Annotated in this window: 15 protein-coding genes; 5 read left to right on the forward strand and 10 right to left on the reverse strand. The window is 59.6% G+C overall.

The window, feature by feature from the left end:
• The first annotated feature begins 2 nt into the window (after positions 1 to 2).
• Positions 3 to 1,619, forward strand: coding sequence for an inorganic phosphate transporter (locus KVG95_RS11525; protein WP_217856550.1), 1,617 nt, complete (start codon positions 3 to 5; stop codon positions 1,617 to 1,619).
• A gap of 48 nt (positions 1,620 to 1,667) precedes the next feature.
• Here the strand turns inward: KVG95_RS11525 and KVG95_RS11530 are convergent, their stop codons facing one another.
• The gene (locus tag KVG95_RS11530) at positions 1,668 to 2,105 is read right to left on the reverse strand and encodes a multidrug/biocide efflux PACE transporter (protein ID WP_217856551.1); all 438 of its coding nucleotides are present in this window, start codon (positions 2,103 to 2,105) and stop codon (positions 1,668 to 1,670) included.
• A gap of 89 nt (positions 2,106 to 2,194) precedes the next feature.
• Between KVG95_RS11530 and KVG95_RS11535 the strand changes: the two genes are divergently transcribed.
• Positions 2,195 to 3,049, forward strand: coding sequence for a LysR family transcriptional regulator (locus tag KVG95_RS11535; protein WP_217856552.1), 855 nt, complete (start codon positions 2,195 to 2,197; stop codon positions 3,047 to 3,049).
• 134 nt (positions 3,050 to 3,183) lie between these two features.
• On the opposite strand, the gene KVG95_RS11540 is transcribed toward KVG95_RS11535, so the two are convergent.
• The 4 genes from KVG95_RS11540 to KVG95_RS11555 all read right to left on the reverse strand — a co-directional run bounded on the left by KVG95_RS11540 (position 3,184) and on the right by KVG95_RS11555 (position 5,836).
• On the reverse strand, positions 3,184 to 4,419 hold the full coding sequence (locus KVG95_RS11540) for an RNA polymerase sigma factor (RefSeq protein WP_217856553.1): 1,236 nt from the start codon (positions 4,417 to 4,419) through the stop codon (positions 3,184 to 3,186).
• A complete protein-coding gene (locus tag KVG95_RS11545; protein WP_217856554.1) occupies positions 4,419 to 4,910 on the reverse strand; it encodes an SRPBCC family protein in 492 nt (163 codons plus the stop codon). The genes KVG95_RS11540 and KVG95_RS11545 overlap by 1 nt, the downstream gene beginning before the upstream one ends.
• A gap of 26 nt (positions 4,911 to 4,936) precedes the next feature.
• Positions 4,937 to 5,281 (reverse strand): YciI family protein, encoded by a 345-nt coding sequence (locus tag KVG95_RS11550; protein WP_052966488.1) that lies wholly within the window; start codon positions 5,279 to 5,281, stop codon positions 4,937 to 4,939.
• A 129-nt stretch (positions 5,282 to 5,410) separates the two neighbouring features.
• Complete coding sequence (locus tag KVG95_RS11555; RefSeq protein WP_217856555.1) at positions 5,411 to 5,836, reverse strand: YybH family protein; 426 nt, start codon at positions 5,834 to 5,836, stop codon at positions 5,411 to 5,413.
• A gap of 140 nt (positions 5,837 to 5,976) precedes the next feature.
• On the opposite strand from KVG95_RS11555, the gene KVG95_RS11560 reads away from it, so the two are divergent.
• From KVG95_RS11560 to aqpZ, 3 genes are all read left to right on the forward strand, one after another.
• Positions 5,977 to 6,462, forward strand: coding sequence for a GNAT family N-acetyltransferase (locus KVG95_RS11560; protein ID WP_217856556.1), 486 nt, complete (start codon positions 5,977 to 5,979; stop codon positions 6,460 to 6,462).
• 18 nt (positions 6,463 to 6,480) lie between these two features.
• Positions 6,481 to 7,086: a pyridoxamine 5'-phosphate oxidase family protein gene (locus KVG95_RS11565; RefSeq protein WP_217856557.1), complete on the forward strand. Its 606-nt coding sequence runs from the start codon at positions 6,481 to 6,483 to the stop codon at positions 7,084 to 7,086.
• Positions 7,087 to 7,365: 279 nt separating this feature from the next.
• Positions 7,366 to 8,064: an aquaporin Z gene (gene aqpZ, locus KVG95_RS11570; RefSeq protein ID WP_217856558.1), complete on the forward strand. Its 699-nt coding sequence runs from the start codon at positions 7,366 to 7,368 to the stop codon at positions 8,062 to 8,064.
• Positions 8,065 to 8,084: 20 nt separating this feature from the next.
• Here the strand turns inward: aqpZ and KVG95_RS11575 are convergent, their stop codons facing one another.
• The 5 genes from KVG95_RS11575 to KVG95_RS11595 all read right to left on the reverse strand — a co-directional run bounded on the left by KVG95_RS11575 (position 8,085) and on the right by KVG95_RS11595 (position 13,092).
• Complete coding sequence (locus KVG95_RS11575) at positions 8,085 to 9,209, reverse strand: GNAT family N-acetyltransferase (RefSeq protein ID WP_217856798.1); 1,125 nt, start codon at positions 9,207 to 9,209, stop codon at positions 8,085 to 8,087.
• A 149-nt stretch (positions 9,210 to 9,358) separates the two neighbouring features.
• Entirely contained in the window at positions 9,359 to 10,702 is a 1,344-nt protein-coding gene (locus tag KVG95_RS11580) for an OprO/OprP family phosphate-selective porin (protein WP_217856559.1), read from the reverse strand.
• Between the two features lie 233 nt (positions 10,703 to 10,935).
• Entirely contained in the window at positions 10,936 to 11,172 is a 237-nt protein-coding gene (locus KVG95_RS11585; RefSeq protein WP_217856560.1) for an anti-sigma factor family protein, read from the reverse strand.
• Positions 11,166 to 11,780, reverse strand: coding sequence for an RNA polymerase sigma factor (locus tag KVG95_RS11590; protein WP_217856561.1), 615 nt, complete (start codon positions 11,778 to 11,780; stop codon positions 11,166 to 11,168). Before KVG95_RS11590 ends, KVG95_RS11585 begins: the two co-directional genes overlap by 7 nt.
• A gap of 190 nt (positions 11,781 to 11,970) precedes the next feature.
• Positions 11,971 to 13,092, reverse strand: coding sequence for a beta-ketoacyl-ACP synthase III (locus tag KVG95_RS11595; RefSeq protein WP_052966476.1), 1,122 nt, complete (start codon positions 13,090 to 13,092; stop codon positions 11,971 to 11,973).
• Positions 13,093 to 13,289 lie beyond the last annotated feature (197 nt).

Genomic DNA, 13,289 nt, shown 5'->3' on the forward strand with positions numbered 1-13,289 from the left:
GCATGGCTACGCCTTCCTTCACCGCTGCTGCCCAGGCTCCCGCCAGCAGCGCCAAGCCGCAGCTCGATAAAAAACCCGGCCTGCTCACTATCGTGATGTTCTTTGCAGTGCTGGGCTGCGGGCTGTTATTCACCGCTTACAGCCTGATGCACGACATGAGCGAACTCGGCACGGTGGTCACGACCTGGACGCCGTTTCTGCTGTTGGGCGTCGCGCTGCTGATTGCCTTGGGCTTTGAGTTCGTCAACGGTTTTCACGACACCGCCAACGCCGTGGCGACGGTGATTTATACCAATTCCTTGCCGCCGAATTTCGCCGTGGCCTGGTCCGGGTTCTTCAACTTTCTGGGGGTGTTGCTTTCAAGCGGCGCGGTGGCGTTCGGCATCATCGCGCTGTTACCGGTGGAGCTGATTCTGCAAGTCGGTTCCTCCGCCGGTTTCGCGATGATTTTTGCGCTGTTGATCGCCGCGATCCTGTGGAACCTCGGCACCTGGTGGTTGGGTTTGCCGGCGTCTTCGTCGCACACCCTGATCGGCTCGATCATCGGTGTCGGCGTGGCCAACGCCCTGATGCATGGCCGCGACGGCACCAGTGGCGTGGATTGGGCCCAGGCGACCAAGGTCGGTTACGCGTTGCTGCTGTCGCCGCTGATCGGCTTCGCCTTTGCTGCGCTGTTGCTGCTGGCGTTGCGCGCCTTCGTCAAAAATCGCGCGTTGTACAAGGCGCCGAAGGGCGACACCCCGCCACCGTGGTGGATTCGCGGCATGTTGATTCTGACCTGCACTGGAGTGTCCTTCGCTCATGGTTCCAACGATGGCCAGAAAGGCATGGGCCTGATCATGCTGATTCTGGTCGGTACCCTGCCGATGGCGTATGCGCTGAACCGGACCATGCCGGCGGATCAGGCCTTGCAGTTCGCTGCGGTGGCTGAAGTTACTCAGCAAGCGCTGATGAAAAACTCGCCGCTACCGGCACCCGCCGATCCACGCCCGGTGCTGACCGATTACATGCGCAGCAAGGAAGCCACGCCGCAATTGATACCCGCCCTCGCCGCACTGGCGGGCCACATCGGTAACGAAGTGAAGGGGTATGGCTCGCTGTCGAAAGTCCCGGCCGAAGCGATGGGCAACGTGCGTAATGACATGTACCTGACCAGCGAAACCATTCGCCTGATGGACAAGAACAAGGTCGGCAACTTCGACGCCGATACCACCGGCAAGCTGCAATTGTTCAAGCAACAGATCGACAACGCCACACGGTTTATTCCGCTGTGGGTGAAGATCGCGGTGGCCATAGCCTTAGGGCTGGGCACCATGGTTGGCTGGAAACGCATTGTGGTGACGGTCGGCGAAAAAATCGGCAAGACGCACCTGACCTACGCCCAGGGTGCCTCGGCGGAAACCGTGGCGATGTTGACCATCGGCGCTGCCGACATGTTCGGCCTGCCGGTGTCGACCACCCACGTATTGTCTTCAGGCGTGGCCGGAACCATGGTCGCCAACGGTGGTGGCTTGCAGATGAAGACCATCCGCAACCTGCTGATGGCCTGGGTGCTGACCTTGCCGGCGGCGATTCTGTTGTCGGGCAGTTTGTACTGGTTGTTCACCCAGCTGTTCTGAAGCACCGCACTACCCTGTGGGAGCTGCCGCGGGCTGCGATCTTTGCTTTTAAACCTCGCAAGCCCTGCGCACCAACAGCCGATCACGCACCACGTCGTAACCCCAGTGGTATACGTAGGTGTATGGCAGGAAAAACAGCAGCACGCCAATGTCCAGCAAGAACGCCTGCCACAGGCTGATCTTCAACCACCAGGCAATCAACGGCACGCCGAACGCGACCAGACCGCCTTCGAACAACAGCGCATGCACCACGCGGACCCACGCGTTACGCACAATGGCAAAGCGCTTGAGCAACCGGTCGAACAGGCCGTTGAAGACCACGTTCCAGGCCAGGGCAAGTGCTGCAATGGCCATGGTTACCGCGCCCATTTCCAGCATGGGTTTGTCCATGACCCAGGCCAATAGCGGGGTACAGATCAATATCGCCAGCAGTTCGAAACCGATGGCCTGGAAAATTCGTTCAGTGATGGATTTGTTGGCGTTCATGGCCAGACTCCCTGAGTGACTACGGTTGCCATGATCTGTCATCACACCGATACTTCATAACCAATAACCATCGATCAAGGCGATAGTTCATGGCTTCCCACGAAGTGTTGCTGGCGTTTGTCCAGGCGGCGACTCAAGGCTCATTTTCTGCTGCAGCGCGCAAGCTCGGTCGTAGTCAGTCGACCATCAGCGCCGCAGTGGCCAGCCTGGAAATCGACCTGAACCTTGCCCTCTTCGACCGCAGCAGCCGCAAGCCGAGCCTGACCCCGGCCGGGCACGTTATGTTGCAGCGGGCCGAAGAGATTCTGGCCGCCACCAGCCGTCTGGAAATGACCGCCAGTCAACTGTCCCAAGGCGTCGAGCCGAAGCTGACCGTGGCGATTTCCGACACTTATCAGTCCGACCGTTTTGAAGCGGCGCTCAGTGCTTTTGAGCAGCGTTATCCAGATCTGGAACTTGAATGCCTGATCGCCGAATGCGATGACCTGGTGGCGCTGGTGCAACGCGGCCGAGCGCATGTCGCCTTCGCCGAGATGCAGGACAGCTACCCACCAGACCTGGTCAGTTCGACGGTGGACGAGCGCACGGAAATCGCCCTGTTCGTGTCCCACGCTCACCCGTTGGCGAAGCTGAAGGGAATCGATCAGGACGTGCTGCAACAGCACCGCGAGCTGCGTCTGGCGACGATCGTCAATCCGTATGAAAGCCGCGCGAAGGGACGCGTCTGGTCGGCGCCGAGTTACCTGATGCTGCTGGAAATGGCCCAGGGCGGGTTCGGCTGGGCGCCGTTGCCTCGGTGGCTGGTGGGGCGGTTTGGGGCAGGTTCGTTGGTGGAGCTGAAGGTGCGCGGCTGGCCGAAACCCGTATGCGTCGATGCGCTCTGGTCGCGGCTGCACCCACCGGGGCCGGCGGGCAGTTGGTTGCTTGGCAAGATGCTGGAATAGCGGTGCTGCCATTCGCGAGCAAGCCCGCTCCCACATTTGATCGTCGGTGTACGCAGAATATGTATCCGACACAAAACCACTGTGGGAGCGGGCTTGCTCGCGAAGAGGTCAGCCGCCGCGCCACACATCCATGATCACTCCAACGCCTTGAGCCGCCCCTCGATAAACCGCCGCTCGGGCACTTGCTGTGTCAATTCCAGCGCCCGTTCATACGCCGCTCGCGCCTCATCCACCCTCCCCAACTGCCGGTAAAACTCTGCCCGCGCCGAGTGCGCCAAGTGGTAATCCAGCAACTCGCCCCGCGCCAGAATCCCTTCGATCAACGTCAACCCGGCCAACGGGCCATCTCGCTTGGCCAGCGCCGCTGCACGGTTCAGTTCAATCACCGGTGACGGCACGGCCCGCAGCAGCACATCATACAAACCGACAATCTGCGGCCAGTCCGTTTCCGCCGCCGTGGGCGCTTCGGCATGCACCGCCGCAATCGCCGCTTGCAGGCAATAAGGCCCGAAACGCCGCGTCGTCAGCGCCTGCTCCACCAGTGCACAGCCTTCGGCAATCAGCTCGGCGTCCCACAACGAGCGATCCTGCTCGTCCAGCACAATCAGCTCGCCGTCGGGAGAAGTCCTGGCTGGGCGCCGGGATTCGTGCAACAGCATCAGCGCCAGCAGCCCCATCACTTCCGGTTCGGGCAGCAATTCCATCAACAACCGACCGAGACGAATCGCTTCACGCGTCAGGTCTTCGCGGGTCAATTCGTTGCCGATAGATGCCGAGTAGCCTTCGTTGAACACCAGGTAAATCACCCGTAGCACACTGTCGAGACGCTCGGGCAGTTCCGTCAGGGTGGGCACCTGATAAGGGATTTTCGCGTCTCGAATCTTGGCCTTGGCCCGCACGATACGCTGGGCGATGGTGGCCGGTGCCGCGAGAAAGGCCCGGGCGATTTCTTCAGTGGTCAGGTCGCAGACTTCACGCAGGGTCAGCGGCACTTGGGCGTCCGCCGCCAATGCCGGGTGACAACAGGTGAAAATCAGCCGCAAGCGATCGTCTTCCACATCTTCATCACTCCAGTCAGCCTGCTCCAGCGCTTCCAGTTGAGCGATCAACATCGGCCGGGATGCGTTAAAACGCGCACGCCGACGTAACACATCGATGGCCTTGAAGCGCCCGGTAGACACCAGCCAGGTGCGCGGATTGTCCGGCACACCGTCACGCTGCCAGCGTTCGACCGCGACGAAGAACGCCTCGTGCAGCGCTTCTTCGGCGAGGTCGAAATCGCCGAGCAGACGGATCAGGGTCGCCAGAATCCGCCGCGAGTCTTCGCGGTAGACCTGCTCGACTCGCGCCCGTACCGACTCGCCAGGCATCAGTCCGGTATGCCTTCAGTCACCAGCGTCTCCAGCCGATCGAGGCTTTGCCCCCAACCGTCATGAAACCCCATGGCCTCGTGCGCCTGACGATCCTCTTCGCTCCAATGCATGGCGCGAGCGGTGTAGAGGGTTTTGCCGTTCCGGTCTTCGAGCGTCACTTCGGCGGTCATGAACGGCTTGCCGGAGGGAATCCAACCGGGAAGGAAAGCGTCGGTGAACACCAGACGCTCCGGGGCGACGATCTCCAGAAACACGCCCATGGTCGGGTACTCGGAGCCATCCGGCGCCCGCATCAGGGTGCGAAACTGACCGCCCACCCACAGGTCCATTTCGCACTCGGGCGTGGTCATGCCGTGAGGCCCCCACCATTGGGCGAGCAACGCGGGCTCGGTCCAGGCGCGGAAGATTTTGCTGCGCGGCGCATCGATCAGGCGGCTGATGGACAGCTCGAATTTGGCCGGCTTTCGCTGGACGGATTGCGGACTCATGAAAGAACTCCTGTTGTGATTGTTATTCAGGGATTCAACTGGCGAACGGGCCGCACCTCAACACAGCCGACCCGGGCCGCCGGGATGTTGCCGGCGACCTGGATGGCTTCATTGAGGTCCTTGGCATCGATCAGGTAGAAGCCGGCCAACTGCTCCTTGGTTTCAGCGAACGGGCCATCGGTGACCGCCATTTTGCCGTTGCGCATGCGCACGGTGGTCGCAGTCTGCACCGACTCCAGCGCTTCGGCGGCGATCATCCGGCCGCTGCCCTGGATCGACTCGGCGTAAGCCATGCACTCGGCGTCATTGGGGCTTTCGGGCAGCGAGTGCAACTCGTGCTCGTTACTGTAGACCAGGCATAAATACTTCATGGGGACTCTCCATTCTTTGGGGCTCTCCATCTCTTGGAGCTCTGCCCTGATCGAACTGATCAACTATGGCTGCAGATGGGTGCTTTGGCGTTGCTTTCCGATAAACAGCCTGACGAATCAGACCGACCATCAGGGTTCCAGATTGAACATCGCCGCGCCGCTCGTCATGTCGAACGGTGCCGACCAGTGTTCGTGGACGATCTGCCATAGGCCCGCTTCCTGGCGGTAACACGCGGTGACACGCATCCAGCAGGCCTGGGTTTCACCCTTTTCATTGGTGCCGCCGCAATGCGCCAGCCAGTGAGCGAAAGCGATCTCCTGCGACGGCACGATGTCGATCTCGTGGAACTCGAAAATGTGCGGGCCGGGGCACATCTCCATGCATTCCTGCCAATGCGCACGGTAGGCCGCCTTGCCCTTGAATTGCAGCGCTTTGACGGCATCGAAGGAGACGATGTCGTCGGCGTACAGGGCCATGACCTTTTCCACGTCCTTGGCGATGACCGCCTGGCGATAGTTCTCGATCAGGTTATGGATTTGTGTCTGAGCATTCATGATGGTTCTCCGTGTTTTTTTGTTGAAGACACCCTTAGTCGTCTGGCGAAAAGCCAAATCGACAACCGAAATAAAAATAATCCATGGGTGCAAATTCGCTAGAATCCGAGGCTCATTTCCGTTGGAAAAAGGACACTCCAGTGACTGCCCGACTCGTGCCTTACGAAAGCCTGAACGCTCTGCAGCGCCAACAGGTCGAGGCGATCGAAATCCACGCCGAACAAATCAGATTCTCCGGCGACATTCATGGTGCGTTGCACACCTTGCTGTCCAAGCCTGGCCCTGGCGTCAAAGGCTTTGCCCTACTGGTGGAGGATGTTCCGGTGACCTTCCTGCTGCTCAAGCGCCCGCCGGTGCTGCCGGCCTGGGCCGATGAACACAGCGCCACTCTGCACGCCCTGCAAGTCGATCGCCGCGCACAGGGCAAAGGCTATGGCAAAGCCTGCCTGCAAGCCCTGCCCGAGGTTGCGCGCCAGGCCTGGCCGGAAATCAAAGGGCTGGAGTTGTCGGTGGATGCGGACAATGAGTCGGCCATCGCGCTGTATGCCAAATATGGCTTTGTCGACAGCGGCGAAGCGTACAAAGGCCGGATCGGTTACGAGCGGCGGATGGGGCTGGTTTTCTGATTCGTAGAGGGATGAACGATGTTGAATTCAATCGAAGCGCTGGAAGCGATCTACGGCCTGCCCCATGACCGCGCCGTGCGCAAGCAGATCCCGTTTCTGAACGAGGACTATCAGGCGATGGTCCGCGCCTCGCCACTGGTGATTATCAGCTCGGTCGGCCCCGACGGCATGGACGGCTCGCCGCGTGGCGATACGCCGGGTTTCGTGCGGATTGTCGATGAACGCACGCTGGCGATTCCGGATCGACCGGGCAACAACCGCATCGACACGCTGCGCAATGTCGTGCTCGATTCGCGAGTATCGCTGCTGTTCATCATTCCAGGGATAGGCGAGACATTGCGGGTCAATGGCACGGCGCAGATCAGCGCTGATCCCGGGTTGCTGGAGAGTTTTGCAGTCAACGGCAAACCGGCGCGCACGGTGATGCTGGTGACGGTGGAAGCGGCGTATTTCCACTGTTCGAAAGCGATTGTGCGTTCGGATTTGTGGAACCCGCAGAAACACCTCGAACGCTCTGCCCTGCCGACCGCCGGGGCGTTTCATAAGCGCCTGAACGATGGACAGTTCGATGCCGAGGCGTATGACCGGGAAGCACCGGTGAGAGTGCGCGATAGCCTCTACTGATCACCTGACACCACCATTCAATGTGGGAGCGGGCTTGCTCGCGAAAGGGCCATTACATTCAACATCAATGTTGGATGACAGACCGCCTTCGCGAGCAAGCCCGCTCCCACATTGGATCTGCGAACCGCCACAACCCTTTGAGCACGGGCTCTGGCGGTTTTTTATGGTCACTGGAATTTCATTAAAACCCTGCTGTACTCAGGCAAGGTTCTGGAGATGGTTCTGTAGTCCATCTGCTGGATGCACAACGACAGTGTTATCTCGACAGGGAAATTCGCTATGTCTTTGTTCAAACGCTCGGCTACAGAATTGGTGGGGACGTTCTGGTTGGTGTTAGGGGGGTGCGGCAGTGCGGTCCTGGCGGCGGCGTTTCCAGAGGTGGGGATCGGTTTGCTGGGGGTGTCCCTGGCATTCGGTTTGACCGTGCTGACGATGGCCTTCGCTATTGGCCACATTTCGGGCTGTCATCTCAACCCTGCGGTTTCGGTCGGGCTGGTGGTCGGCGGACGATTCCCCGCCAAAGAACTGCCCGCCTACATCATCGCCCAAGTGATTGGCGGGATCATCGCAGCGGCTCTGCTGTACTTCATCGCCAGCGGCAAACCTGGCTTCGAACTGGCCAGCGGCCTTGCATCCAATGGCTACGGCGAACACTCGCCCGGCGGCTACTCGATGGCGGCGGGCTTTGTCAGTGAACTGGTGATGACCGCCATGTTCATCCTGATCATTCTCGGCTCCACCGACAAACGCGCCCCGGCCGGACTGGCGCCCATCGCCATCGGCCTGGCGCTGACCCTGATCCACCTGATTTCGATTCCGGTCACCAACACCTCGGTCAACCCGGCTCGCAGTACGGGTCCGGCGTTGATTGTCGGCGGTTGGGCAATTCAACAACTGTGGCTGTTCTGGCTGGCGCCGATTCTGGGTGCCGTCATCGGCGGCGTGACCTATCGCTGGCTGGGTAAAGAGGACAGCTAACAAGGGACATAACGCGAAGATCAGCCTTGTCGGTAGGGCAAGGCTGTCTTCGCTTCTTCTGCATACCCCATGACCCCGACCCGCTCACGCTCAAGGAAATCTTTCACCGCCGACTTCAAGCCCGGGTGGCGCAGGTAATGCCAGGAATGGGTGATCACCGGCTCAAAGCCACGAATCAACTTGTGCTCGCCCTGAGCGCCAGCGTCGAAACGTTGAAAGCCGTTGGCAATCGCGTAATCCATGCCTTGATAGAAACAGGTCTCGAAATGCAGGCGATCGAACTCCGCCAGGCAGCCCCAGTAACGACCATAAAAACTGTCGCCACCGACCAGACTGAAGGCCATGGCCACCGGTCGAGAGCCTTGTTTAGCCAAAACCACACGAATCGATTCCGGCATGCGCTCGGCCAACAGACTGAAAAACTCGCGCGTCAGGTACGGCGCTTGCCGACGCACCGCGTAGGTATTGGCGTAGCAGGCATACACAAAGTCCCACTGCGCCTGATCCAGTTGTCGTCCTTCCAGCCATTCGAAGTCGATGCCCTGCCCCGCCACTTGCTCACGCTCCTTGCGCATTTGCTTGCGCTTGCGCGAACTGAGGGCGTCGAGGAAGTCCTGAAAATCCCGATAACCGCGATTCTGCCAGTGGTACTGACAGCCAATGCGCTGCAACCAGCCAGGCTGTTCGGCCAATGCCGCGTCGGTGAATGGATCGGTGAAGTTGATATGGGCGCTGGAGAGTCCTTCGATTTCCAGATAACCCGGCAGGCTCTGCAGGAGCTCGAAACCGTCCTCGATCGTCGCCGCCAGCAATCGCGGCCCGCTGACCGGGCTGAAGGGCACCGCCGTCAACAACTTGGGGTAGTAGTCGATGCCGGCACGCTCGCAGGCTTCGGCCCAGGCATGATCGAACACGTACTCGCCGTAGGAATGCCATTTGCGGTAACTGGGCAGCGCGGCGATCAGGCGATCGCCTTCAACATGCAGCAGATGCTCGGGCTGCCAGCCGGAATGCGGGCCGAGGCTGCCGCTGTCTTCCAGCGCGCTCAGAAAGGCATGACGCAGAAACGGCTGAGTTTCCGGCACCAGCGCGTCCCAGGTGTGCGGCGCGATTTCGGACAGACTTTCCAGACGTTGCAGCGGCATTAGCATCCCAACCATCATTTTCTACAGATGGGACGAGTATCGCTTATCTGATTGCCTAACCCGAAACAAAAAAAACCCCGCCAAGGCGGGGTTAAAACGAGAGGAGCATTAACGGATGAAGAAAGAGCTCGTACAGCGTTTACTGCAATTTAGAACACGTATTGAGCGCGGACCACGAAGCCGTCACCGCTGTCATCACCGGTACGACGTGCCGGGGTAGTACCGCTGGCAGCCGTGGCATTGGTCACGTTGTCCGTCTTGGCCTTGAGGTAGGCGCCAGTGATTTTCACGGCTTCGTTGGCGTACCAGTTGACGCCCAGGGTGTGCACTTGGGCTTCGGCATCGCCGACATCGCGGGTCAGACTGGCGGTGGTGATGTTGTCGTCTTCGACGGTCAGGCTGTCGTAACGATAGAACAGCTCCCAGGCGCCGATGGACTTGTTGGCTGGCTTGATCGCGTCGAACTTGCCGACTTTATAGCCACGGGCTTCGCCGGTGAGGGTGTAGGCACCCTGAACGTAGAAACCGTGCCCCTTGATGTCTTCAAGGTTGCTGGCATCGGCCTTGGTTTTGCGGGCGATGTATTCACCCTGGATCGAGGCCGGGCCCATGGCGAATGCGGCTTCCAGGCCGTAAGCGTCGTCACGGTCATAGGAGCCGGCAGCCGAAGAGGAACTGCCGCCCAGCACCGGACGGTTGCCGTTGGTGCCAGCATCGTTGCCGCCGAGGGTTTCCACGCCACGCATGCCCATGCGGGTGCGATAACGCGAATCGAAGGCCGTGTCGGAGACATCACGGGACGCCACGTTCACACCAAAGTGCAGCACGCTGCCGGCGTCATGCATCGGCGCGAATACAAAGCGGCCGTTGACCTGTTTGACGCTGTTGCCATCAGTATCGTCGGTGTCTTTGCTGAACACGCCGGCGGAAGCGTAGAACGAATCAGCGAAGGTGCTGGAGGCTTGCAGGCCCAGACCATTCTGGTGGCTGTTGGCCCAATCGACCATGTCGTACGCCATGTTGCGTTCTGGAGCGGTGACCCACTTGGAGCTGGTGGCTTTTTCCAGGCCGAAGTCCGGGTCGAAACGACCGACTTTGATCGAGACCGGTTTGAAGCCGTTGTAGGCCAACGACGCTTCGTCGAAGTAACCGTTGTCGGAATCACCGCTGTTGTGGGAGAAGTCGTAGTTGATGGTGTAAGCCCAATCCGTGTACAGCACACCAGACAGCTCCAGGAACCCACGACGGATGTAGGCCGCGTCAGCAGTATCGCCGTTTCTGGTGTAGACGCCATCGAACTGGCTGTAGTCAGCCTGCAAGCGACCGCCGAGTTTGAAGCTGAATTCTTTATCGGTAGTGGCGACTTCGAGGCCGCCCTTGGTTTTGACTACGATATCGGCGCCGTCAGTGGTGACGGTGCCAGCGAAAGCCTGGGCGGTTACTGCCATGGCCAGTGCGCTGGCGGCAAAACCGGCGAAGTGCTTACGGATCATCGAAGAGTTCCCCTAATTGGTGGTCTGTAGCTTGGAAACACGCGGGTCTGGCCCACTTGTGTTGGGAGGGAATCTTGGAGGCGGGGTATTTCAGCCGGGTTGCTGATAGATAAAGATTTTATGACAGGGGAACTTTTTTACTTCGAATTGAAATAACGAAAATGCAGCGTCAAGGGATGAGCTGCAAGCCGCAAGCTAGAGCGGCTGAAGGGGTATGTTACGGGCGGGAAAATCTACGGTTTGTTCTTCAGATGCTCATTGGCAAGCCGTTCAGCCAGCGCATCCAGATCAGCTACAGGCGGCGCGGGCATCACCTTCAGGGTGGCCTGCATCAACCGCATCTGCCGAATGAACCGTCGGCAATTAGGGCAGAACATCAAATGATGCCGCACCATCAGTCGCTCTCGAAAACTCAACTGGCCATCGAGATAATCACTGGAGCGCGCCACTTGTTCTTTGCAGGTCAACATTCGCCGGTTTCCTCAAAATGCTCCACGGTCGCAAAGACCTTCAACCGTGCCCGATGCAGCAGCACACGAACATTGGAGAGCGAGATCTCCAGAAGATTACAGATCTCCTCCAATTCAAGCCCTTGTCGCTCGCGTAACAGCAAAACACTGCTTTGCAGTTCCGACAGGCTGAGCAACGTGTGCTCCAGACATTCGCGCAGCTCGTTTTCGGTCAACAGGGCCTCTGGGGTGTCCTGATGCCAGGCGTACGGCGCCACCAGCCAATGACCATCAGTCGATGAAAAACGATCGTCATCGACCGTGCCGTGAGGCGACGGCAGGTCATCGAGCAGCACTTCCCGGCGGTTTTGCTTGTAGCGGCTTTTGGCCGAGTTGGCGGTGATGGTCAGCAGCCAGGTCTTGAGGCTCGAACGCCCCTCAAACCCGCCGAGATTGCGCACCACCGACAGCCAGGCATCCTGTACTACCTCGTCGACGTGTCGGTTGCCGACGATGGCATAGGCCACCGCGCGCATGGCGCTCTGGTAAGTGCTGACCAGTTCCTTGAAAGCCCTCTGCTCGCCCGCCAGCAGGCGTTTGAGCAATAGGGTGTCGTCAGCTGCGGCCATGCAAACCTCGTTTCAGAACCACCGATATTCCAGTGTCGGACACCATTGTGGGAGCGGGCTTGCTCGCGAAGAGGGAGTGTCGGTCGACATGAATGTTGCCTGATACACCGCCTTCGCGAGCAAGCCCGCTCCCACAGGTTCCGCGCCTTAACCGAGAATGGCATTGGGACAATACCACCTCGCGACAGCTTCAGCGCTTGCGCAGAATCACGCTACCGATCGAGTAGCCAGCGCCGAACGAGCTGAGTACAGCCAGCGAACCGCTGACCAGATCGTCCTGATTTTTGTGAAACGAAATCACCGAACCGGCAGAACTGGTGTTGGCATAGGTGTCGAGAATCACCGGGGCTTCTTCTTCGGTGGCTTCGCGGCCCAGCAGTTTCTTGACGATCAAGTGGTTCATGCTGAGGTTGGCCTGGTGCAGCCAGAAGCGCTTCACGTCGCTGACGTTGAGCTTGTTTTCTTCCAGGTGCGTGGCGATCAGCTCGGCGACCATCGGGCAGACATCGCGGAACACCTTGCGACCTTCCTGGACGAACAGTTTGTCGGGGGCACCGATGCCCTCTTCCGCGGCGCGGTTGAGGAAGCCGAAGTTGTTGCGGATGTTGTTGGAGAACTTGGTCAGCAGTTTGGTGCTGACTACATCGAACTGATACTTGGACGTCGCGAGATCCGCACGTTCGATGATCACCGCGGTGGCGGCGTCGCCGAAGATGAAGTGGCTGTCACGGTCGCGGAAATTCAGGTGACCGGTGCAGACTTCCGGGTTGACCATCAGGATCGCTCGGGCCTGGCCCAGTTGCACGCTGTTGGCCGCAGCCTGGATGCCGAAGGTCGCCGAGGAGCAGGCGACGTTCATGTCGAAACCGAAACCCTGAATGCCCAGCGCTTCCTGAACTTCGATGGCAATGGCCGGGTAGGCGCGTTGCAGGTTGGAGCAGGCGACGATCACACCGTCGATGTCAGCGGCGGTCTTGCCGGCACGCTGCAAGGCTTGTTCGGCCGCACCGATGGCCATCTGGCAAAGCACCGACCACTCGTCGTTGGAACGTTCTGGCAGGCGTGGTGCCATGCGTTGCGGATCGAGAATGCCGTCCTTGTCCATGACAAAGCGGCTTTTGATGCCGGACGCTTTTTCGATAAACGCTGCGCTGGATTCGGTCAATGCCTGGATTTCGCCGCGCGCGATGGCGTCGGCGTTGTCGGCGTTGAACAGCGCGACGTAAGCGTTGAAAGACTGCACCAGCTCTTCATTGGAAATGCTGTTGGCCGGGGTATACAGGCCGGTGCCGCTGATGACGACATTATGCATGGTCGTTTCTCTAATCCGTTCAGGCAGAAAGCGCTGGCACCGACGTACCAACACACAAAGGGTCTATTCCAGGTTCCGGACGCAAACCTGGCATCGCTTTATTCCGATCCGCCCGGCCCGTGAAGGCTCAAAACCGCGGGACTGGCGTTTATAGGCGCGAAGTTTGCCATAAACGCTGGCTTTTGGCGCCTTTTGCG

It is taken from the genome of Pseudomonas farris (assembly GCF_019145235.1).
GTDB classification, from domain to species: domain Bacteria; phylum Pseudomonadota; class Gammaproteobacteria; order Pseudomonadales; family Pseudomonadaceae; genus Aquipseudomonas; species Aquipseudomonas farris.

What these genes read in the sequence shown, in the direction of transcription:
- KVG95_RS11590 (WP_217856561.1), bottom strand. Translation starts at nt 11,780, where the DNA reads ATGGCCGCAGCTGACGACACCCTATTGCTCAAACGCCTGCTGGCGGGC.
- KVG95_RS11580 (WP_217856559.1), bottom strand. Translation starts at nt 10,702, where the DNA reads ATGATCCGTAAGCACTTCGCCGGTTTTGCCGCCAGCGCACTGGCCATG.
- KVG95_RS11565 (WP_217856557.1), top strand. Translation starts at nt 6,481, where the DNA reads ATGTTGAATTCAATCGAAGCGCTGGAAGCGATCTACGGCCTGCCCCAT.
- KVG95_RS11530 (WP_217856551.1), bottom strand. Translation starts at nt 2,105, where the DNA reads ATGAACGCCAACAAATCCATCACTGAACGAATTTTCCAGGCCATCGGT.
- KVG95_RS11585 (WP_217856560.1), bottom strand. Translation starts at nt 11,172, where the DNA reads ATGTTGACCTGCAAAGAACAAGTGGCGCGCTCCAGTGATTATCTCGAT.
- KVG95_RS11555 (WP_217856555.1), bottom strand. Translation starts at nt 5,836, where the DNA reads ATGAATGCTCAGACACAAATCCATAACCTGATCGAGAACTATCGCCAG.
- KVG95_RS11525 (WP_217856550.1), top strand. Translation starts at nt 3, where the DNA reads ATGGCTACGCCTTCCTTCACCGCTGCTGCCCAGGCTCCCGCCAGCAGC.
- KVG95_RS11535 (WP_217856552.1), top strand. Translation starts at nt 2,195, where the DNA reads ATGGCTTCCCACGAAGTGTTGCTGGCGTTTGTCCAGGCGGCGACTCAA.
- KVG95_RS11545 (WP_217856554.1), bottom strand. Translation starts at nt 4,910, where the DNA reads ATGAGTCCGCAATCCGTCCAGCGAAAGCCGGCCAAATTCGAGCTGTCC.
- aqpZ (WP_217856558.1), top strand. Translation starts at nt 7,366, where the DNA reads ATGTCTTTGTTCAAACGCTCGGCTACAGAATTGGTGGGGACGTTCTGG.
- KVG95_RS11575 (WP_217856798.1), bottom strand. Translation starts at nt 9,209, where the DNA reads ATGCCGCTGCAACGTCTGGAAAGTCTGTCCGAAATCGCGCCGCACACC.
- KVG95_RS11550 (WP_052966488.1), bottom strand. Translation starts at nt 5,281, where the DNA reads ATGAAGTATTTATGCCTGGTCTACAGTAACGAGCACGAGTTGCACTCG.
- KVG95_RS11595 (WP_052966476.1), bottom strand. Translation starts at nt 13,092, where the DNA reads ATGCATAATGTCGTCATCAGCGGCACCGGCCTGTATACCCCGGCCAAC.
- KVG95_RS11540 (WP_217856553.1), bottom strand. Translation starts at nt 4,419, where the DNA reads ATGCCTGGCGAGTCGGTACGGGCGCGAGTCGAGCAGGTCTACCGCGAA.